20 protein-coding genes are annotated in these 18959 nt (G+C 73.1%); 2 read left to right on the forward strand and 18 right to left on the reverse strand.

Annotated features, from left to right (window positions below):
- Window positions 1-5: 5 nt before the first annotated feature.
- Window positions 6-1502 (reverse strand): IMP dehydrogenase, encoded by a 1497-nt coding sequence (guaB, locus tag VGN18_RS05570; protein WP_414655017.1) that lies wholly within the window; start codon window positions 1500-1502, stop codon window positions 6-8.
- A 262-nt stretch (window positions 1503-1764) separates the two neighbouring features.
- Between guaB and VGN18_RS05575 the strand changes: the two genes are divergently transcribed.
- Window positions 1765-2145 (forward strand): DUF5319 domain-containing protein, encoded by a 381-nt coding sequence (locus tag VGN18_RS05575; RefSeq protein WP_327538661.1) that lies wholly within the window; start codon window positions 1765-1767, stop codon window positions 2143-2145.
- 155 nt (window positions 2146-2300) lie between these two features.
- On the forward strand, window positions 2301-2588 hold the full coding sequence (locus VGN18_RS05580) for a WhiB family transcriptional regulator (protein WP_327538662.1): 288 nt from the start codon (window positions 2301-2303) through the stop codon (window positions 2586-2588).
- Window positions 2589-2674: 86 nt separating this feature from the next.
- On the opposite strand, the gene groL is transcribed toward VGN18_RS05580, so the two are convergent.
- The 17 genes from groL to VGN18_RS05665 all read right to left on the reverse strand — a co-directional run bounded on the left by groL (window position 2675) and on the right by VGN18_RS05665 (window position 18943).
- Window positions 2675-4309, reverse strand: coding sequence for a chaperonin GroEL (gene groL / locus VGN18_RS05585; protein ID WP_327538663.1), 1635 nt, complete (start codon window positions 4307-4309; stop codon window positions 2675-2677).
- A 98-nt stretch (window positions 4310-4407) separates the two neighbouring features.
- Window positions 4408-4770, reverse strand: a complete 363-nt coding sequence (groES, locus tag VGN18_RS05590) for a co-chaperone GroES (protein WP_349259834.1) — start codon at window positions 4768-4770, stop codon at window positions 4408-4410.
- A gap of 158 nt (window positions 4771-4928) precedes the next feature.
- Window positions 4929-5450, reverse strand: a complete 522-nt coding sequence (locus VGN18_RS05595) for a DUF4232 domain-containing protein (protein WP_327538665.1) — start codon at window positions 5448-5450, stop codon at window positions 4929-4931.
- Window positions 5451-5521: 71 nt separating this feature from the next.
- The gene (locus VGN18_RS05600) at window positions 5522-6904 is read right to left on the reverse strand and encodes a hypothetical protein (protein WP_327538666.1); all 1383 of its coding nucleotides are present in this window, start codon (window positions 6902-6904) and stop codon (window positions 5522-5524) included.
- A complete protein-coding gene (locus VGN18_RS05605) occupies window positions 6901-7401 on the reverse strand; it encodes a SigE family RNA polymerase sigma factor (protein ID WP_327538667.1) in 501 nt (166 codons plus the stop codon). Before VGN18_RS05605 ends, VGN18_RS05600 begins: the two co-directional genes overlap by 4 nt.
- Window positions 7402-7458: 57 nt before the next feature.
- Window positions 7459-10434, reverse strand: a complete 2976-nt coding sequence (locus VGN18_RS05610; RefSeq protein WP_327538668.1) for an AMP-binding protein — start codon at window positions 10432-10434, stop codon at window positions 7459-7461.
- A 58-nt stretch (window positions 10435-10492) separates the two neighbouring features.
- Window positions 10493-10711 (reverse strand): hypothetical protein, encoded by a 219-nt coding sequence (locus VGN18_RS05615; protein ID WP_327538669.1) that lies wholly within the window; start codon window positions 10709-10711, stop codon window positions 10493-10495.
- Window positions 10712-10741: 30 nt separating this feature from the next.
- The gene (gene tsaD, locus VGN18_RS05620) at window positions 10742-11782 is read right to left on the reverse strand and encodes a tRNA (adenosine(37)-N6)-threonylcarbamoyltransferase complex transferase subunit TsaD (protein WP_327538670.1); all 1041 of its coding nucleotides are present in this window, start codon (window positions 11780-11782) and stop codon (window positions 10742-10744) included.
- Window positions 11772-12200, reverse strand: coding sequence for a ribosomal protein S18-alanine N-acetyltransferase (rimI, locus tag VGN18_RS05625; RefSeq protein WP_327538671.1), 429 nt, complete (start codon window positions 12198-12200; stop codon window positions 11772-11774). Before rimI ends, tsaD begins: the two co-directional genes overlap by 11 nt.
- 23 nt (window positions 12201-12223) lie before the next feature.
- Window positions 12224-12895: a tRNA (adenosine(37)-N6)-threonylcarbamoyltransferase complex dimerization subunit type 1 TsaB gene (gene tsaB, locus VGN18_RS05630; RefSeq protein ID WP_327538672.1), complete on the reverse strand. Its 672-nt coding sequence runs from the start codon at window positions 12893-12895 to the stop codon at window positions 12224-12226.
- 3 nt (window positions 12896-12898) lie between these two features.
- Window positions 12899-13438 (reverse strand): tRNA (adenosine(37)-N6)-threonylcarbamoyltransferase complex ATPase subunit type 1 TsaE, encoded by a 540-nt coding sequence (tsaE, locus tag VGN18_RS05635; RefSeq protein WP_327538673.1) that lies wholly within the window; start codon window positions 13436-13438, stop codon window positions 12899-12901.
- A gap of 138 nt (window positions 13439-13576) precedes the next feature.
- Window positions 13577-14662, reverse strand: coding sequence for an alpha/beta hydrolase (locus tag VGN18_RS05640; protein WP_327538674.1), 1086 nt, complete (start codon window positions 14660-14662; stop codon window positions 13577-13579).
- Entirely contained in the window at window positions 14659-15777 is a 1119-nt protein-coding gene (gene alr / locus VGN18_RS05645; protein ID WP_327538675.1) for an alanine racemase, read from the reverse strand. Before alr ends, VGN18_RS05640 begins: the two co-directional genes overlap by 4 nt.
- A 72-nt stretch (window positions 15778-15849) precedes the next feature.
- Window positions 15850-16413, reverse strand: coding sequence for a Uma2 family endonuclease (locus tag VGN18_RS05650; RefSeq protein ID WP_327538676.1), 564 nt, complete (start codon window positions 16411-16413; stop codon window positions 15850-15852).
- Window positions 16414-16491: 78 nt separating this feature from the next.
- Window positions 16492-17061, reverse strand: a complete 570-nt coding sequence (locus VGN18_RS05655) for a Uma2 family endonuclease (RefSeq protein WP_327538677.1) — start codon at window positions 17059-17061, stop codon at window positions 16492-16494.
- Window positions 17062-17133: 72 nt separating this feature from the next.
- Window positions 17134-18555 carry an NAD(P)H-hydrate dehydratase gene (locus VGN18_RS05660; protein ID WP_327538678.1) on the reverse strand — a complete coding sequence of 474 codons (1422 nt, stop codon included), beginning with the start codon at window positions 18553-18555 and terminating at the stop codon, window positions 17134-17136.
- Between the two features lie 16 nt (window positions 18556-18571).
- Window positions 18572-18943 carry a holo-ACP synthase gene (locus tag VGN18_RS05665; RefSeq protein ID WP_327538679.1) on the reverse strand — a complete coding sequence of 124 codons (372 nt, stop codon included), beginning with the start codon at window positions 18941-18943 and terminating at the stop codon, window positions 18572-18574.
- Window positions 18944-18959 lie beyond the last annotated feature (16 nt).

Consider the following 18959-nt stretch of genomic DNA (forward strand, 5'->3'; position numbering starts at 1 on the left):
GGCGGTCAGCCGACCGTGTAGTTCGGCGCCTCGACGGTCATCTGGATGTCGTGCGGGTGCGATTCCTTCAGGCTGGCCTGGGTGATGCGCACGAACCGGCCACGCTCGGCGAGCTCGGCGGTCGTCCGCGCCCCGACGTAGAACATCGCCTGCCGCAGGCCGCCGACGAGCTGGTGGGTGACGGCGCTGAGCGGGCCGCGGTAGGCGACGCGTCCCTCGATGCCCTCGGGCACGAGCTGGTCGTCGCTCGTCACCTCGGCCTGGTAGTAGCGGTCCTTGGAGTAGGACTTCTTGCCGCGTGAACTCAGCGCGCCGAGCGAACCCATGCCGCGGTAGCTCTTGTACTGCTTGCCGTTGACGAAGATCAACTCACCGGGCGACTCGTCGCAGCCGGCGAGCAGGGAGCCGACCATGACGGTGTCGGCGCCGGCCACGATGGCCTTGGCGATGTCGCCGGAGTACTGCAGCCCGCCGTCGGCGATCACCGGCACGCCGACCGGCTTGCAGGCCAGCGAGGCCTCGTAGACGGCGGTGATCTGCGGGGCCCCGACGCCGGTGACGACCCGGGTGGTGCAGATGGAGCCGGGCCCGACGCCGACCTTGACGGCGTCGGCGCCGGCGTCGACGAAGGCCTGGGCGCCGGCCCGGGTGGCGACGTTGCCGCCGATGACCTGGACGTGGCGGGTGGCGGGGTCGCTCTTCAGCCGGTGCACCATGTCGAGCAGCATCCGCACGTGCCCGTGGGCGGTGTCGGCGACGAGGACGTCGGTGCCGGCCTCGATGAGGGTGGTGGCGCGCTCCCAGGCGTCACCGAAATACCCGATCGCGGCGCCGACCATGAGCCGGCCCTGCGGGTCCTTCGACGCGCTGGGGAACTGCTCGGACTTCACGAAGTCCTTGACCGTGATCAGCCCGGCGAGGCGGCCGCGCTCGTCGACCAGCGGCAGCCGCTCGCGCTTGTGCTGGCGCAGCAGGGCGGTGGCGTCCTCGTGCGAGATGCCGACCGGCGCCGTGATCAGCGGCATGGGGGTCATGACCTCGTCGACCTTGGTCGTGCTCCACTCGGCCACCGGGACGAAGCGGAGGTCGCGGTTGGTGATGATGCCGAGCAGGCGCTGATCGGCGTCGACGACCGGCAGGCCGGAGATGCGGTACTCGCCGCAGACCTCGTCGAGCTGCTCGAGGGTGGCGTCGGGGCCGATCGTGACGGGGTTCGGGATGAGGCCGGTCTGGGTGCGCTTGACGAGGTCGACCTGGTAGGCCTGGTCCTCGATCGAGAGGTTGCGGTGCAGGACCCCGAGGCCACCCTGGCGGGCCATGGCGATGGCCATGCGGGCCTCGGTGACGGTGTCCATGGCGGCCGACAGCAGCGGCACCCGCAGCGAGATCTCCCGGGTGAGGCGTGCGGTGGTGTCGATCTCGTTGGGCGTCACGTCGGTCTCGCCCGGCAGGAGCAGGACGTCGTCGTAGGTGAGGCCGATCGCCGCGAACTTGTCGGGCAGGCGGGAACCGGAACCGGTGGCGGACGGGCGGTCGAGTGAGGACTCGTCGGGCAATGGAAGCTCCTTGCGTGCGCCGATACCGCATCCTACGCGGGTCGCGAGGTGCGCCCGCCCGCGATATCAGCGGCTTCCCACAACCCCTCCCGCCCGGCGCGAAACCGGGGGATACTGGGCCGGCGGGCTCGGCCGGTTCTCGTTTCGGTTGGCGCGCAGCCCCTACGGCGTCCTACCGTGAGGGTGTGAATCTCATGGCGGGGGCCAGATGAATCTCGAAGACGGTCCACTCGATCCGTTCCTCGGTGATCCCGACGATCCCGCGGCGCTGCTCGACGACAGCGATCCGGCGCAGCCGCTCAGCGACGACGAGCGCGAGGACGTGCTGGCCGACCTCGCCGAGCTGGCCTCGTTCCGCAGCACGCTCAGCCCGCTCGGCGTCGACGGCATCACCGTCGACTGCGCCGACTGCGGCGAGCAGCACTTCTTCGGCTGGGACCTCATGGCCGCCAACCTGCGTGCCCTGCTCGGCGAGGGTCGCACCCACGTCCACGAGCCCGCGTTCTCCCCCGACCGCGACGCCTACGTCAGCTGGGACTACGCCCGCGGCTACACCGACGCCGTCCAGGCCCTGAGCAAGCGCCGCTAGTCACGGCGTTCCGGCGTAATTCGGGCGGCCCGGACCGCCATCTTGCCGATTTCTCACGTTCCCGCGCGGGCCGCGTCACCTTTGGCGCGCTCGTTCTTTGGATAACACAGACGACCACCCCGGAGGCGGGCGGTCCTGGTGTCCGGAGGACGTAGATGGCCGAAATTCGACGGCTGCCCGCTCTGCGCGAGGGCGACTGGGACTGGCAGATGGAGGCCGCGTGCCGCGGTTCGGACACTGCCGGCTTCTATCACCCGGAGAACGAGCGGGGGCCTTCCCGGGTTCGACGTGAGATGCGGGCCAAGGCCGTGTGCTCGGGCTGCCCCGTCGTCCAGAACTGCCTGCGCTGGGCGCTGGCCGCCCGCGAGCCGTACGGCGTGTGGGGTGGCCTGTCGACCGAGGAGCGCGAGTCGCTGCTCACCCGGCAGCAGGCCTCCGCCTGACCGACCCGGCTTCGGCCGGGACGACGGAAGGGCCCGCAGCGATCTCGATCGCTGCGGGCCCTTCGTCGCACTGGTGGTGCCTGGCGCTAGTGACTGTGCCCGTGGCCGCCGTGGCCGTGGCCGTGGCCGTCGTCGTGGTGCTCCGGCTCGGCCGGCTTCTCCACGATCGAGGCCTGCGTCGACAGGATCAGCGACGCGACCGAGGCTGCGTTGGACAGCGCCGCCTTGGTGACCTTGACCGGGTCGACGACGCCGTCGGCGAGCAGGTCGACGTACTCGCCGGTGGCCGCGTTGAGGCCGTGGTTCTCGGGGAGCTCGGCCACCTTCGACACGACGACGTAGCCCTCGAGGCCGGCGTTGGAGGCGATCCAGCGCAGCGGCTCGCGCAGCCCGGAGCGGACGACGCCGACGCCGGTGAGCTCGTCACCGGTCAGGCCGAGGTCACCGTCGAGCGCCGAGGCGGCGTGGACGAGAGCGGCACCGCCACCGGCGATGATGCCCTCCTCGATCGCGGCGCGGGTGGCCGAGATCGCGTCCTCGATGCGGTGCTTGCGCTCCTTCATCTCGACCTCGGTGGCCGCGCCGACCTTGATGACGCCGACGCCGCCGGCCAGCTTGGCCAGCCGCTCCTGCAGCTTCTCGCGGTCCCAGTCGGAGTCCGTCTCCTCGATCTCCCGCCGGATCTGCGCGATCCGGGCGTCGATCTCGCTCTGCGAGGCGGCGCCGTGGGTGACCGTGGTGGTGTCCTTGGTGACGACGATGCGCCCGGCCTTACCGAGCGAGTCGAGGCCGACCTGGTCGAGCTTGAGCCCGACCTCCGGGGCGACGACCTCGGCACCGGTGACGACGGCGAGGTCCTGCAGGAACGCCTTGCGGCGGTCGCCGAAGAACGGCGCCTTGACCGCGACGGCCTGGAAGGTCTTGCGGATCGCGTTCACGACCAGGGTCGAGAGCGCCTCGCCGTCGACGTCCTCGGCGATGACCACGAGCGGCTTGTTGGCCGCCGCGACCTTCTCGAGCACCGGCAGCAGGTCGGCGATCGAAGAGATCTTCTGCGTGGTGATGAGCAGGTAGGGCTCGTCGAACGCGGTCTCGCCGGCCTCGGGGTCGGTGACGAAGTAGGGGCTGATGTAGCCCTTGTCGAACTGCATGCCCTCGGTGAACTCGAGCTCGGTGGTGAGGGTCTGGCTCTCCTCGACGGTGATGACGCCGTCCTTGCCGACCTTGCTGAACGCCTCGGCGATGAGCGTGCCGATAGTGGAGTCCTGCGCCGAGATCGTCGCGACGTGCGCGATCGCGCCCTCGCTCTCGATCGGCACGGCGGCCTTGTCGAGCGCCTCGTTGACCGCGGTGACCGCAGCGTCCATGCCGCGCTTGAGCGACATCGGGTTCGCGCCGGCCGCGACGTTCTTCAGCCCGGCGTTGACCAGGGCCTGCGCGAGCACCGTGGCGGTGGTGGTGCCGTCGCCGGCGATGTCGTTCGTCTTGGTCGCCACGGACTTCGCGAGCTGGGCGCCGAGGTTCTCGTAGGGGTCGTCGAGCTCGATCTCGCGGGCGATGGTGACGCCGTCGTTGGTGATGGTGGGGGCGCCGAAGGACTTGCTCAGCACCACGTTGCGGCCCTTGGGGCCGAGCGTCACCTTGACCGCGTTGGCCAGCTTGTCAACGCCGCGCTCCAGCGCGCGGCGGGCGTCCTCGTCGAAGCTGAGGATCTTCGCCATGGGGTTCCTTTCCGTTCTTCAGACCTGCTCGGGGCACAACCGAAACGCCCCGGCGCACGCGATGGTGCGCGCGGCCGGGGCGGAGACTTCGTGTGTGCTTACTTCTCGATGATCGCGAGGACGTCGCGGGCCGAGAGCACCAGGTACTCCTCGCCGGCGTACTTGACCTCGGTGCCGCCGTACTTGCTGTACAGGACGACGTCGCCGACGGTGACGTCGAGCGGAACGCGGTTGCCCTTGTCGTCGATGCGGCCGGGGCCTACGGCCAGGACGGTGCCCTCCTGGGGCTTCTCCTTGGCGGTGTCGGGAATGACGATGCCGGACGCGGTCGTGGTCTCGGCCTCGTTGGCCTGCACGACGATGCGGTCCTCGAGCGGCTTGATGCTGACCTTGGTGGCGGTCACGATGTGACTCCCCTTCTCGGGTGTGCCCTTGATTTCGGGGCGATGACTCGTACGCATGAATGGGGCTGGTTGCCGTCGCGGGGGTCAACCACTCCCGAATTGGCACTCTAACGCGGCGAGTGCCAACTCTCAACGTCGGGGCCGCCCGGCTACCCGATCGTGGAGCGTTGGGCGCGAATCGGAGGCGCCTGACGCTCCACGATCGGCGAGGGGAATCAGTAGTTGCCGGTCAGACCCGGGACGGTCGGGTGCACCTGCAGGCGGCAGACGCTCACCGAGCGGGCGAGGTGCACGGTGTGCGAGGTGTTCGCCGGGGTGGTCGCGACCGAGTGCGAGAAGGTGCAGGCGCCGCTGGTGACCGGGTTGAAGTTCATCCATTCGACGTCGGCCGAGGCGTAGGCGCCGGGGTGCAGCACGACGGTCGGGATGCCGTGCCGGCTGCCGCCGGTGAAGCCGTTCACGGTGCGGGTGGCGTGGGCGAGCACGTGGTCGGTGGAGCTCAGGGCGTCGAGGCCGGGGTAGCCGTAGATCGTGCAGGTGTTGCCCGTGCGGTTGCGGAACCGCAGGATGAAGTTGGCGTGGCCGGTGGCGCCCTGCTCGGCGCTCGCGCTGACCGTGAGCGAGGTGTTGCCACAGGCGGGCAGGGCGGCCGAGGCCGGGGCGGCCCCGATCGCGGCGACACCGCCGAGGGCGAGGGCGCTGGTGGCGAGGACGGCGAGGCGGCGGGACACGGACATGACGGCTCCTGGGATCGACGGGACGGTGAGGAGGAGACGCGAGCGGCGCGGGTGATACCGCGGCGGCGGCGTCAGCGGAAGGCGGCGCGCTGCCAGGTGAGCCCGCCGTCGCGGGTGGTCCAGAGCGACTGCCCGTTGTCGCCGATCACCCGGCCGATGGTGGCCGACTCGAAACCGACGAAGGTGATCGGGCCGCTGACCTTCGGGATCGTGGTCCAGGTGGCCCCGCCGTCGCGACTGACCGCCAGCCGGTCGCCGCCGGCGGCGAGGACGGTGCGGGGGTCGCCGGCGAGGTGGTCGGCCGCGACCGGGATGGTGCCGCCGGCCGCGGTGGCCGTCCGCCCGCCGTCGGTCGAGGTCGCCACGAACGTGCGCTGCCCGGCATCCCGGACGGTGCACAGCACGGTCAACCGGGTGCCGGAGGCGGCTGCGACGTCGTGGCTGTCCACCTCACCGCCGACCTGGGGACACGGCTCGCCCTCGGCGTGCCAGGTCGCACCGTCGTCGGTGGAGGCGTAGAGCGTGGCGGTCGCGTTGTTCGCCCCGCCGGCCGGGTTGCGCTCGGCCAGCAGGTAGGCGGCGGAACCGCCCCGGGCGAAGGCCAGCCCGGCCACGTTGACGTCGGTCGGCAGCGTGGCGGCGGTCCAGGTGGACGATCCGATCGCCGACCGCTCGATGCCGACATGGCACGGCCCGGGGCAGCCGGAACCGCCCGACACGACCCGGATCACGTTGCCGTCGAGGGTCTCGAGTGCCTCGGCCCCACCGGTCTGACCGTGCCAGGTCTTCGCGCCGTCGGTGGTTACGAAGAGCGCCTGCGACCCGTAGGCGTAACCGATCTGCGACGTCGCGAAGCGCAGGTGTTGCACGCAGGGCGCGGCGCAGCCGTTGACCCCGGCCACGTTGAACGGCGTGCTCGCGACACTCGTCCAGGTGGTGCCGTCGGTGGTTCGCAGCAGCGCGGTGCAGCGGCCCGGCCCGGTGAGGCAGGTCGACGACGCCAGGGCCCAGCCGTCGTCGGCACCGTCGAAGGTGACGTCGAGCAGGCGGAGGTTCGACAGCGTGCCCCTCCCGCGCGCCGCCGCACCGGTCCCCGACGGCGTGGTCGAGGTGGGCGGGGTGCTCGCGTGGGTGGGCGCGGCCGGGGGTGACGACGAGGCGTGAGCCGACGTGGTGGGCGAGTCGATCGCGGGCACCCCGGCCTCGGGCTTCTGGCTCTGCACCACGGCGACCGCGCCGACGACGGCGGCAGCCGCCCCGGCGGCCAGCAGCGGCAGCGCCCAGGTGCGCCAGGCCGGCTGGCGACGGGGCGGCGCGACGTAGGCGATCGGGCGATCGACGGCGGCGACGATGCGCTCGGCCAGCGGACCGGCCGCCGGCGCCTGCCCGGACTGCTCGTACAGCGACCGGCGCAGCGCGAGTTCGAGGTCTCGGTTCTCGGGGTGGTGTCTCATGCCGTCCTCCCGGCGTCGGCCGCCATCTGCTCCCGCAGCGCGGCCAGGCCCCGGCTGATCAGGCTGCGCACGGTGCCGACCCGGCAGCCGAGCGCCGCGGCGGCGTCCTCGTCGCTGACGTCGTCGAAGAAGCGCAGGACGAGCGCGGCTCGTTGTCGTTCGGGCAGCCGGCGCAGCCCGGCCCAGATCTCGTCGCGGTCGGCGAGGCGGGCGCTCGCGTCGTACTCCTCGATGGACTCGGGCAGCTCGGCCACCGCGTACTCGCGCCGGGACGCCCGGCGGCTGTGGTTGATGAAGCCGTTGGTGAGCGCGCGTCGCACGTAGGCCAGCGGCGCGTCCGCCGCGGCGACGCGATCCCACTTCGGGTAGAGCCGCACGAGGGTGTCCTGCACGAGCTCCTCGGCGGCCGGGCCGTTGCCGGTGAGCAGGTAAGCGGTGCGGACGAGCGCCGGCGTGTGCTGCCGGACGAACTCCGCGAAGCCGACCTCGCTTCTCACCAGCACCTCCATGCCCTACTAGACAGCACGGAGGCGCACCCGGTTGCGGTTGATCCGCTACGTGACCGGTTCGTAATGCGCGCCGTCGTCGGCGAGGCGCCAGACCCGGCGGCCGCGGGCCGGGGTGGGCACGCCCCTGGCCTGCAGCGGGCGCCACAGCGGCCGGTGCCAGGTCGTCACCGGGATCGACGGGACCGTCTGCACATAGCGCGGACGCTGCGGCGCGGGCAGCTTGTCGAGGGCCTTCTCGAGGTCGGCGGTGTCGAGCTCGCCCTTGTCGCGCAGGGTCACCGCGGCCACGAGCACGTCGGCGTCGCCGTCGGTCACGCCGTAGGCGACGATCAGGTCGACCGCCGGGATCATGCCGAGCGCGAACCGGGTGGCCGACGGGATCACCGGGCCGTCCTCCGTGTCGACGATCTCGGCCACCGGGCCGGCCAGCCAGAGGTCGTTGTGCTCGTCGCGCAGGAACAGGTCGCCCGTCGAGCGCCACGCGTCGCCCGACTCGAAGACGCCTCGCAGCGGCACGCCGGCCATCGAGTCGGCCGGGTTCACCCGGGCCAGCAACAGCCCGACCTCGTCGACGCGGCACTCGCGGCCGAGCCCGGCAGCGTCCAGTTCGAGGCGGCGGTGGGTCATGTCGTAGGCGGCGACGCGAACCTCGGCCGTGCCCGGCAGGGGACGGCCCATCGAGCCCGGCACGCGTCCGGCGACGTTGGCGAGGATCGCCTCGCCCTCGGCCGAGGCGTAGAACTCGAGCACCTTGGCTGTCGGGAACCGCTCGGTCGTGCGCCGCCAGAGGTTGCGCGGCATGCCCGAGCCGATGAACATCCGGATCGGGTGGTGCTGCTCGTTCGGGTGCGGCGGCGCGTTGACGATGGGGCGCAGCGACGTCCAGGTGTAGGCGACGTGGGTGGCGCCGTAGCGGCGCACCTCCTCCCAGAACGTGTCCGGGTCGTCGGCGCTGGCCATCGCGAACCGGGCGCCGGACGCGACCGCGCCGCCGATGCTCATGAGCAGCGCCGACGAGTGGTGGAACGGCGCCACGCTGAAGACGGTGTCGCCGGGGCGCAGGGCCGCGGCCGACGCGGTACCCAGGGCCGACATCGCCCACCGGCGGTTGGTGATCTGCAGCGCCTTGGTGCCCTTGCCCTCGCCGGTGAACAGCACGAACGCGACGTCGCCGGCGCGGTGCGGGTTCGGCCGGTACCAGGCGGGCAACTCGACCTCGTCCGGGACGATGCGCTCCATGTCGATCGCCTCGACGCCGAGCTCGCGCCAGTCGCCGCCGCCGCCGAGCACGGCCCAGGTGACGCCCTCGATCTCGTCGACGAACTCGGTGTGCTCGGGGTCGGAGATGATCAGCGTGACCCGGCCGAGACCGGCCTCGCGCGCGATGTCGCCATCGGGCCGCAGCATCACCGCGGTGGCGCCGAGACGGCTCAGGGCGGTGATGACCGTGAACGCGCTCGGGCGGGTCCGCATCAGCACGCCGACGCGGTCGCCGTGGCGCACGCCGATGCTGATCAGGCCGCGGACGACGTTGTCGACGCGGTTCTTCACGTCGTACTGGCGGTGCGCGCGGTCGCCGAAGAGGAACGCGATGTCGTCGGGCGCCCGGCGGGCCTGCTCGTCGAGCAGCAGGCCGAGCGAGATGCGGGTCGCCGGGTCGAGCTGCTCGATGCGGGCGAGGCGGGGCAGCTGGGCCGGGGCCTCGCGCACCACGCTGCGCACGAGCCGGCCCCCGCGGCGGGCCGCGCCGAGCACCATGCGCCCGACGCCGAGGCCGAGCTCGAAGCCCTGGGCGGCCGCGACCGCGGCGGTTCCGGCGCGCAGCGGACGTCCCGCCTCGATGGTCTCGGCGGGAGCGATGGCCTCGGGCAGGTCACGCTTGCCCTCACGCCACTTGACCCACTCGGCCACGGTCGGCCAGGTGATGTTCGAGGCGCTGGAACCGACGACGAGGCCGAAGTGCCCGCCCGGCAGCGTGACCTCGTAGACGGTCGCGCGCGGCGCGGCGCGGCGGACGGCCCGCACCGCGTCCGGGTGCCCGATGGTGTCGGTGGCGCCGACGAACGTCAGGATCGGCAGGTCGATGTCGGCGAGCGTGACGAGCCGGTCGTCGATGACGAAGCCGCCCTCGAGCATCCGGTTGTGCGTGACGAACTGCTCGAGCAGCTCGGCGATCGCCGGGCCGGAGTACGCCGTCCACCCCTGGCTGTCGAGGAACTGGCGCTGCCGCTCGCGGGGCAGCAGGGCGTCGCGGTCGTGCAGCGCCATCAGGAACTGCAGGCGGCCCTGGACCGTCTTGGCCGGGTCGAGCATCTTGAAGCCGAAGCGCACCATCCAGCTCGGCAGCGCCACCTTGCGCAGCAGGCCGGAGTCGACGAGCTCGCCGGCGAGGCGGGCGATGACCTCGGGCGCGATCGGGATGGGCAGCGGCGCGGTCGTGTCGACGGGCGAGCCGAAGGTGATCAGCGAGTCGATGTCCTCGCCCCGGCGGTAGGCCGCGGTCTGGTAGGCGAACATGCCGCCCTGCGAGTACCCGGCGAGCACGATCTTCTTGGCCGTCGCCTTGGCGACCCGGTCGACGGCGTCGCTGACGGCGAGCACGTGGTCGGTGAGGTTGCGCTCGAGGCCGCCGGGCTCGCGTCCCGGGTCACCGAAGTCGACCACCCACGGGTCGGCGCCCTGGGCGTGCAGCGCGGCGACGGCCGAGGTCGAGGGCGAGACGTCCCACACCTCGGTGGACATCATCAGCGGCGGGACGAGCAGCACCGGGGTGGCGTCGGTGGCCGGGGTGCTGGGGGTGTGGTCGGAGTAGTAGTGGCGCAGCCGGTAGTTGGCCTGCTCGGCCTCGACGGTGTAGGGCGAGTGCTCCTCGTCGGTGACGAGACCGCCGAAGCGGACCACCTCGGCGACGTTGCGGGCCGTGTGCGAGACCCGCTTGGCGTAGCGCACCGCCGCCGGCACGCCCGGGCTGGGACGACGTGCGACGTCGCCGGGTCCGCTGTCCTTCGGAGAGTTCGCCACGGCATGAACTGTGGTGCTCTTCGCGCGCCGGTGCAACCTCAGCGGTAACAGGCCACAGTCAGCGCGGCACGGGCTCGAACGACCACACGTGCGGCGGCCGGGCCACGAGTTCGCCCGGCACCTCGGTGATGCCGCGGCCCGTCGGGTCGATCACGACCACCCGCCCGTCGTGACTGCGGAAGATCTCGGCCGCCTCGGCAGCGTGATGGCGCACGTGCGCCACCAGGTCGTCCTGCCGGTCGGGCGCGGCCTTGGCCTCCCACATCAACGTCGTCATGCGCCCATCCTGCTCCCCTCCCGGCCGGGATCAGACGAGGACGTCGGTGATCGGGAGGGCCGAGTCGGCCGGGAGGTCGAGGGCGGACGGCGTGGCGCCGTGAGCGACCAGCTGTGCGCCGAGCGCGGCGACCATCGCGCCGTTGTCGGTACAGAGCTTCGGCCGGGGCACGCGCAGCCGGATGCCGGCGTCGTCGCAGCGGGACTGGGCCAGCGCCCGCAGGCGCGAGTTGGCCGCGACCCCGCCGCCGATGACGAGGTGCCCGACACCCTGCTCGCGGGCGGCCCGGATCGCCTTGGCGGTGAGGACGTCGACGACGGCCTCCTGGAACGACGCGGCGACGTCGGCCACCGGCACCGGCTCCCCCGCGCGCTGCCGGGCCTCGACCCAGCGGGCCACCGATGTCTTCAGCCCGGAGAAGGAGAACGCGAACGGGTGGTCGTGCTGGCCGGTCATGCCGCGCGGGAAAGCGATCGCGGCCGGGTCGCCCTCCTTGGCGATGCGGTCGATCGGCGGGCCGCCCGGGAACGGCAGGCCGAGCAGGCGGGCCACCTTGTCGTAGGCCTCGCCCGCGGCGTCGTCGACGGTGGCGCCGAGTTCGGTGAGCTCCTCGCCGCCGATGCGCGGGACGAGCAGCAGTGACGAGTGGCCGCCCGACACCAGCAGCGCGATGCACGGCTCCTCGAGCGGGCCGTGCTCGAGCAGGTCGACCGCCACGTGGGCCGAGAGGTGGTTGACCCCGAACAGCGGCTTGCCCAACGCCAGCGAGTACGCCTTGGCCGCGGCGACGCCGACGAGCAGGGCGCCGGAGAGGCCCGGGCCGGCGGTCACGGCGACGGCGTCGACATCGGCGGCCGTGACGCCGGCGTCGGTCAACGCGCGGTTGATCGTCGGCACCATGGCCTCGAGGTGGGCCCGGCTCGCGACCTCGGGCACGACGCCGCCGAAGCGGGCGTGCTCGTCGACGCTGCTGGCGATCGCATCGGCCAGCAGCGTCGTGCCACGCACGATGCCGACCCCGGTCTCGTCACACGACGTCTCGATCCCGAGAACGAGCGGCTCAGACTGCACGACTCATCACCACCGCATCGATCCGTCCGTGGTCGTAGTACCCGCGCCGGACGCCGATCTCGGCGAACCCCTCGGTCAGGTAGAGGGCGCGGGCGGCGGCGTTGTCGACGCGCACCTCGAGGTAGATCTGCGCCGCGCCGCCGGCCCGCGCGGCGTCGAGCAGCGCGGCGACGAGCTGCCGGGCGAGGCCCTGGCGGCGGGCAGTGGGCACGACGCCGACGGTCAGGATCTCGGCCTCGTCGGCCAGCACCCGCACGCCGGCCCAGCCGAGCAGCTCGCCTTCCGGCCCTTCGGCCGCGACGTAGGTGCGGTGCCGGCTGTCGGCCAGCTCGGCGCGGTAGCCGCTGCGCGTCCAGGCCTCGGAGCCGAACATCGCGAGCTCGAACGGCATCAACGCGTCGATGTGGGCAGCGGTCATCGGCACGATCGACCCGGTGGCGTTCACTGCGACACCGGCTTGGGTGCCCCCGGCGCGACCGCGTCGGGGCGCCGCAGGTAGAGCGGCGTGAGCGGATCGGACTCGTCCCGGCCGACGATGCGCTCGAGCGCCACCCGCACGAGGGCGACCGGGTCGGGGTAGCGCTCGGCCCGCCGGCGCAGTTCGGGCCAGACCTCGGCGTACAGCTCGCCACCGGCCCCGGCGATCGCGGTGACGCCGGCGAGCGGCACCTCGGCCGGCTTGTCGACGGCCGGGTCACCCGCGCGCACGCCGTGCTCGTAGCGGGCCCAGTAGACCTCGCGGCGGCGGGCGTCACTGGCGACGAGCAGGCTCGGCTCGTCGGCGCAGGCGCGTCCGATGGCGTCGAGCGAGCAGACCCCGTAAGCGGGGATGTCGAGCAGGTCGGCGAACACGGCCGCGGTGACGAGCCCGACCCGCAGCCCGGTGTAGGGGCCGGGCCCGGTGCCGACGACGACGGCCGCGAGATCGCCGGGGGCGATGCCGGCCTCGCGCAGCGCGTCGTCGACGGACGGCGCGAGGAGCTCGCCGTGGCCGCGGACGGCGAGCGCGGTGCGCTCGGCGGCGAGCACGACGGTGTCGGGAGCCGCGTCGACGACGGTGACGACGCCGGCGGTGACGGCCGGGGAGGACGTGTCGAGAGCGAGAACGAACACGGCTCAGCCCATCCCGTCGAGGCGCTCGGCCCAGTCGCCGCCGTGCGGGCGCAGCGTGGCGGTGCGCTCCTCGGACTCGTCGGCCCGGGCGAGCTCGATCTCGAGCCGGGCGTCGGCGAGTTGCTCGACCAGCCCCGTGCCCCACTCGACGGCGGTCACGGCGCTCGCGGTGTCGACGTCCAGATCGAGGTCGTCGACCTCGTCGAGGGAACCGAGCCGGTAGGCATCGACGTGCACCAGCGCGATGCCGCCGGTCGCGGGGCGGTGGACCCGGGCGATGACGAAGGTCGGCGACACGATCGAACCCCGCACGCCGAGCCCGGCCCCGATGCCCTGCACGAGCGCGGTCTTGCCCGCCCCGAGCGGGCCGCTGAGCACGACGAGGTCGCCGGGGCGCAGCAGCCCGGCCAGTCGCCGGCCGAAGGCGCGGGTGTCGTCGGCCGTCGGCAACGTGATCGTGCGCGCGCCCAGTGTGTCGGCGTCGATCGGCACTCGCGGGTGCACCGGCGCTCCGCCGGGCCCGCGCATCGGTCCCAGCGTCATGAGCGAGCTCCGCGAGCGAATGACGTGTGGGCGTGGCCTGCGGCGGCCGGAGCGAAGCGGAGGACGGTCATGAGCGAGCTCCGCGAGCGAAGGACGAATCGGCATGGCCTCCGGCGGCCGGAGCGAAGCGGAGGGCGGTCATCGGACGACCTTCCCGCGGCGCCGGCGAACCGGGCGGACGGTCGCGAGAGCGTCCTCGATCAGCTCGGCGAGCGGGCCGTCGACGGCCCCGGGCTGTTCGAGCAGGGCCATGTGTCCGGTGGCCGGAACGATGACGAGACGGGCGTGCGGCACGGCGGCGGCGATCTCCTTGCTGTGCTCGACCGGGGTGATGACGTCGTCGGCCCCGGCCACGATGACGACGGGCGTGTCGGCGAGATGCTCCAGCGCGGCGAGCTTGTCGTGGGCCATGAGAGCGGGGAAGAAGTCGGCGATCACGTCGACGCCGGTGCGTCCGATGGTGGTCGTCACCAGCTCGACGACCGCCGGGTCGACGTCCGGCCCGAACGAGAGCCGTTTGACGAACACCCAGGCGACGTCGGTGAGCCGGGCCCGGCTGCGTTCGACGACCCGGGTACTGCGCCGGGCCCCGCCGAGCAGCAGGGGCAGCACCGGGCCCTTGAGCTTGGCCATCAGCGCCGGCATGCCGAGCGTGACCGCGGCCAGCTTCCCGGGCGACGTGGAGGCGAGCAGCACGCCCTTGACCCGCCCCTCCGGGCCGAACAGCTCGGGGTGGGTTCCGGCCAGCGTCATGACCGTCATGCCGCCCATCGAGTGGCCGACGAGCACGAGCGGACCGGTGGGGGCGAGCGCGTCGACGACCGCGCGGAGATCGGCGCCGAGCTGGTCGATCGTGGCGTGCTCGGCGTCGCTGCGGCCCGACCGGCCGTGGCTGCGGTGGTCGTAGGCGATCGAGCGGGCCTGCGGGCCGAACGCGGCCGCGAGCGCGCGTTGCTGCAGCACGAAGATGTCGTGGTCGAGGCAGAACCCGTGCGCGAAGACCACGGTCACTGGTGCGTCGTCCGGCCCGTGCTGCTCGTAGAACAGAGGCAGGCCGTCGTCGGCCCCGACGAAGCCGGAGCGGGTCGGCGTCGCCGGCGCGAACACGGCGTCCGAGCCGGCGGCCCGCCGCCGCTGCTGGGCGACCCGATGATCGGCGACGAGCGCCGCCCCCGCACCGGCCGCCACCAGGCCGACCGCCCCACCGATCAGGCCCTTCCTCATGCCGGGTCTCCCACGTAGACCCGCTGCACCCGCGGCCCGATGCGCGTGACGATCTCGTAGTGGATCGTGCCGACGGCGTCGGCCCAGTCCTGCGCGGTCGGCTCGCCGTCGCGGCCGGGGCCGAACAGCACCACCGGGTCGCCCGGCGCCACGGGCAGGTCGCCGACGTCGACGATCACCTGATCCATGCAGACGCGGCCGGCCAGCGCGAAGCGGGCGCCGTTCAACCACACCGGCCCGACCTTCGACGCGTGCCGCGGCACGCCGTCGGCGTAGCCGAGCGGGACGAGCACGAGGGTGGTGTCGCGGGTCGTCGTGTACTCGTGGCCGTAGGAGACGCCCTCGCCCGCGCGCACCCGCTTCACGCTCGCCGCGCCTGCCCGCAGCGTCATGGCCGGCGTGAGGTCGAACTGCCCGGCGACGGGCGAGAGACCGTAGACGGCGATCCCGGGGCGCACGAGATCGAAGTGCGCCTCGGGCAGCGTGAGGGTCGCGGCCGAGTTGGCCAGGTGCCGCACCTGCGGGACGACGCCCTCCCGGCCGGCGACGTCGAGGGCTGCGCGGAAGGCTGCGATCTGCTTGGCGATGGTGGGGTTCCCGGGCTCGTCGGCGTAGGCGAAGTGGCTCCAGATGCCGGTGGCCGTGACCTCGCCCGCGGCCTCGGCCCTGGCCGTGGCGGTCACCAACGCGGGCCAGTCGTCGACGTAGCAGCCGTTGCGCGACAGCCCGGTGTCGATCTTGAGGTGGACGCGGGCCGGGCGGCCCGACGCGCGCGCCGCCGCCGTCACGGTGTCGAGCTGCCAGGTGCTGCTGACCGAGATGTCGATGCCGGCCTCGAGCGCGCGGCGCACGGTGTCGGCCTCGCCCGGCGTCCAGAGCCAGGACAGCAGCGGGGCCGTGATGCCGGCCGCCCGCAGGGCCAGCGCCTCGTCGACGACGGCCGTGCCGAGCCAGGTGGCGCCACCGGCGAGGGCGGCGCGGGCACTCGGCACCAGCCCGTGCCCGTAGCCGTCGGCCTTCACCACGGCCATGACGTCGGCGGCCGTACCGGCCTTCAGGGACGCGACGTTGGCCCGGATCGCGGACAGGTCGACGACGGCCTCGGTTCGCAGCACGCGTCCAGTCTCCCAAACGCGAGATAGTGACGCCGGGCCCGCCACCTCGCGCGGCACCGCGCGCGATCTGGCCTAACCGAGCCGGTCGACCTCAAACTCGACCGGGAACGGCTCGGCGATACGCGCGATCTCGCTCGGGCCCCACGAGCCGACCTCGGTGTAGACCTCGGCGCCGGGCGCCAGCGTGTAGGCCGTGACGCTCAGGGGGTCGGTCTCGACCCGCCAGTACGCCTTGATGCCGGCCGCGGCGTACTTCGCCGGCTTGGTCACGCGGTCCATGGTCACCGACCCGGGCGACACGATCTCGATCGCGAGCATCACGTCGGTCGCAGCCAACGTCCTCGCTCCGCGCAGCCGCTCCCGCTCTACGACCACGAGATCAGGGACCAGGTAGGACCGGGTCATCTGCACACCCATCGGACCGGCGACGATCGTGCCACCGGGCAGTGCGCCGTGCATGGCCGTGCGCAACTCGGCGCTGGCGAGTTCGTGATCGCCACCGGTCGACGGGCTCACGACGAGACCGCCGTCAACGATCTCGTAGCGCCACCAGTCCGGCACATCGAGCGCATCGACGTCCTCGAACGTCCAGACGTCGCGCATCTCCACCATCGGGTGCATCGTGAACTCCTCCACTGCTCGAGTGTGACCCCCACCCGAGCAGTCTGGCGAGTTCTCGAGCCCGCGCGATCCGTCCTGTGGACAACGGCGGCCTCACCCGAGCCGGTCGACCTCGATCTCGACCGGGAACGGCTCGGCGATCCGCGCCGTCTCGCCCGGGGCCCACGAGCCGATCTCGGTGTAGACGCCGGCCCCGGCGTCCAGCCGGCACGCCGTGATGCCCAGCGGGTCGGTCTCGACCCGCCAGAAGTTCGGGATGCCGGCGGCGGCGTACTGGGCCGGCTTGGTGATCCGGTCCGTCGTGACCGACCCCGTCGACACGACCTCGACCGCGAGCCACACCTCCCTCGGCTCGAGCGCCCGCGCGGTGCGCGACCTCGCGTCATCGGGAACGACCAGCAGGTCGGCGACCCGGTAGGACGCCCCGATCGAGATCCCGGCGTTCCCGGCGAGCACGATCAGGTCCTCGGGCGCCGCTCGCGTCAACATCCGGGCCAGGAAGCCGATGGCGAACTCGTGGCGCAGGCCTGGCGTCGGGCTCACGACCAGCGCGCCGTCGACGATCTCGTAACGGTGCCGGTCCTCGACGTCGAGGGTGTCGAGGTCGTCGAGCGTCCAGACGTCGCGCATCTCGACGAGCGGGTGCATCGTGAACTCCTCCACGGCTCGAGTGTGAACCTCACCCGTCCATCCTGGCGAGTTCCGGACAGCCGCGAAGCCGCCTGTGGACGACGGTCAGCCGCGGCGGACGGTGCGCAGCGCGGCCCGCACCGCGTGCAGCACGTCGAGCGAGGAGGGCGGCCCGTCGGCGGCGGCGAGCTGGCCGGCGACACCGTGGACGTACGCGCCGGCCGCGGCGGCGAGCGGCGGCTCGACCCCGGCCGCGAGCAGCGAGCCGATCAACCCGCTGAGCACGTCGCCGCTGCCGGCGGTGGCGAGCCACGGCGTGCCGGTCGGGTTCACGTAGGCCGAGCCGTCGGGCGCGGCGACGATTGTCGCGTCGCCCTTGAGCAGGACGACGACCCCGAGCGCCGCCGCCGCCGCTCGGGCCGACCCGAGCCGGTCGGCCGACGGCCCGTCGGCGATGCGGGCGAACTCACGATCGTGGGGGGTGACGACGGTCGGCGCGTCGCGACGCAACAGGTCGGGGTGCTCGCCGAGCAGCGTGATCCCGTCGGCGTCGACGATCACCGGCACGTCGGTCGACAGCACATCGGCCAGCAGACCGCGCGCCGTTTCGTCGGTGCCCATCCCCGGGCCGGTGACCCAGGCCTGCACCCGCAGTTCGCTCGGCCGCGCGCCCTCCTGGACGACGACCTCGGGGTACGCCGCCCGCACGGCGTCGGCGGCACCCCCCGCGTAACGCACCATGCCCGCACCGCCCGAGATCGCCGACCCGGTCGCGAGCACCCCGGCCCCGGGATACGCGCTCGATCCGGCGACGAGCCCGACGACCCCGCGGGTGTACTTGTCACTCGTCGAGTCGGGCGTCGGCAGCAGGGCCGCGATGTCGTCGGCCTCGAGCACGTGCGTCGTCGCCGGTGGCAGGGTCGCGTCCAGCCCGATGTCGACCAGCCGCACCTCACCGGCGTGCGCGACCCCGGCGCCCAGCACCAACCCCGGCTTCAGCGCGCCGAAGGTGACGGTCACGTCGGCGTCGATCGCCGACCCGCCCGCCTCGCCGGTGTCGGCGTCGACCCCGGAGGGAATGTCGACGGCCACGGTCAGGTGCTCGCGGGCGGCCGTGCCCAGCCCGACCGCGGCGTCACGCAGGCCGCCCCGCCCGCCGATGCCGACGATGCCGTCGACGACGAGGTCGGCTCCGGCGAGCGCACCGGGCGAGACGGACGCGCGCCGGCCACCCGCCCGGGTCAGCGCCGCCAGCCCGCCGGGATGGGCCTTCCCGGGCACCAGCAGCACCGCCGTCACGCGAGCCCCGCGCCGCGCCAGCTCGGCCCCGGCGTACAGCGCGTCGCCGCCGTTGTTGCCCGCCCCGATCAGCAGCACGACCCGTGCGCCGTAGACGCGCCCGAGCAACCGGGCGCACTCGACCGCCAGCCCGTGCGCCGCCCGGGCCATCAACGCGCCCTCGGGCAGCGTGGCCATCAGGGCCGCTTCGGCCGTCCGGATCTGCTCGATCGAGTACACACCGCGCATGCCCTGATCCTGCCCGTCAGTCCGCTTCCGCGATCACGGTCGCGGCGGCGATCCCGCCGTCGTGCGAGAGCGAGATGTGCCACCGGGTCACGCCGAGCGAGTCGGCGCGGGCCTGCACGGTCCCGGTGATGGCGAGCGACGGCCGACCGACGTCGTCGACCCGCACCTCGGCATCGGTCCACGCCATGCCGCCACCGGCGCCGAGCGCCTTGGCCAGGGCCTCCTTGGCGGCGAAGCGGGCGGCGAGCGACTCGTCGGTTCGCGGCGAGCCGGACGCGGTCACCTGCTCACCGGCGGTGAAGAGCCGGTCGCGCAGCGAGGGCGTGCGTTCGAGGGTGGCGGCGAAGCGGGCCACCGGCACCACGTCGACGCCGATGCCGACGATCACCCGATGCCGACGATCA

This window comes from Jatrophihabitans sp. (assembly GCF_036000465.1).
Classification (GTDB): Bacteria; Actinomycetota; Actinomycetes; order Mycobacteriales; family Jatrophihabitantaceae; genus Jatrophihabitans.

Excerpts from the sequence above, each read along its gene's own strand:
- VGN18_RS05600 (WP_327538666.1), bottom strand. The coding sequence starts at position 6,904 with ATGAGACACCACCCCGAGAACCGAGACCTCGAACTCGCGCTGCGCCGG.
- VGN18_RS05575 (WP_327538661.1), top strand. The coding sequence starts at position 1,765 with ATGAATCTCGAAGACGGTCCACTCGATCCGTTCCTCGGTGATCCCGAC.
- groES (WP_349259834.1), bottom strand. The coding sequence starts at position 4,770 with ATGCGTACGAGTCATCGCCCCGAAATCAAGGGCACACCCGAGAAGGGG.
- VGN18_RS05615 (WP_327538669.1), bottom strand. The coding sequence starts at position 10,711 with ATGACGACGTTGATGTGGGAGGCCAAGGCCGCGCCCGACCGGCAGGAC.
- tsaE (WP_327538673.1), bottom strand. The coding sequence starts at position 13,438 with ATGACGCTGGGACCGATGCGCGGGCCCGGCGGAGCGCCGGTGCACCCG.
- VGN18_RS05640 (WP_327538674.1), bottom strand. The coding sequence starts at position 14,662 with ATGAGGAAGGGCCTGATCGGTGGGGCGGTCGGCCTGGTGGCGGCCGGT.
- VGN18_RS05660 (WP_327538678.1), bottom strand. The coding sequence starts at position 18,555 with ATGCGCGGTGTGTACTCGATCGAGCAGATCCGGACGGCCGAAGCGGCC.
- VGN18_RS05595 (WP_327538665.1), bottom strand. The coding sequence starts at position 5,450 with ATGTCCGTGTCCCGCCGCCTCGCCGTCCTCGCCACCAGCGCCCTCGCC.
- VGN18_RS05580 (WP_327538662.1), top strand. The coding sequence starts at position 2,301 with ATGGCCGAAATTCGACGGCTGCCCGCTCTGCGCGAGGGCGACTGGGAC.
- groL (WP_327538663.1), bottom strand. The coding sequence starts at position 4,309 with ATGGCGAAGATCCTCAGCTTCGACGAGGACGCCCGCCGCGCGCTGGAG.
- rimI (WP_327538671.1), bottom strand. The coding sequence starts at position 12,200 with ATGACCGCTGCCCACATCGACGCGTTGATGCCGTTCGAGCTCGCGATG.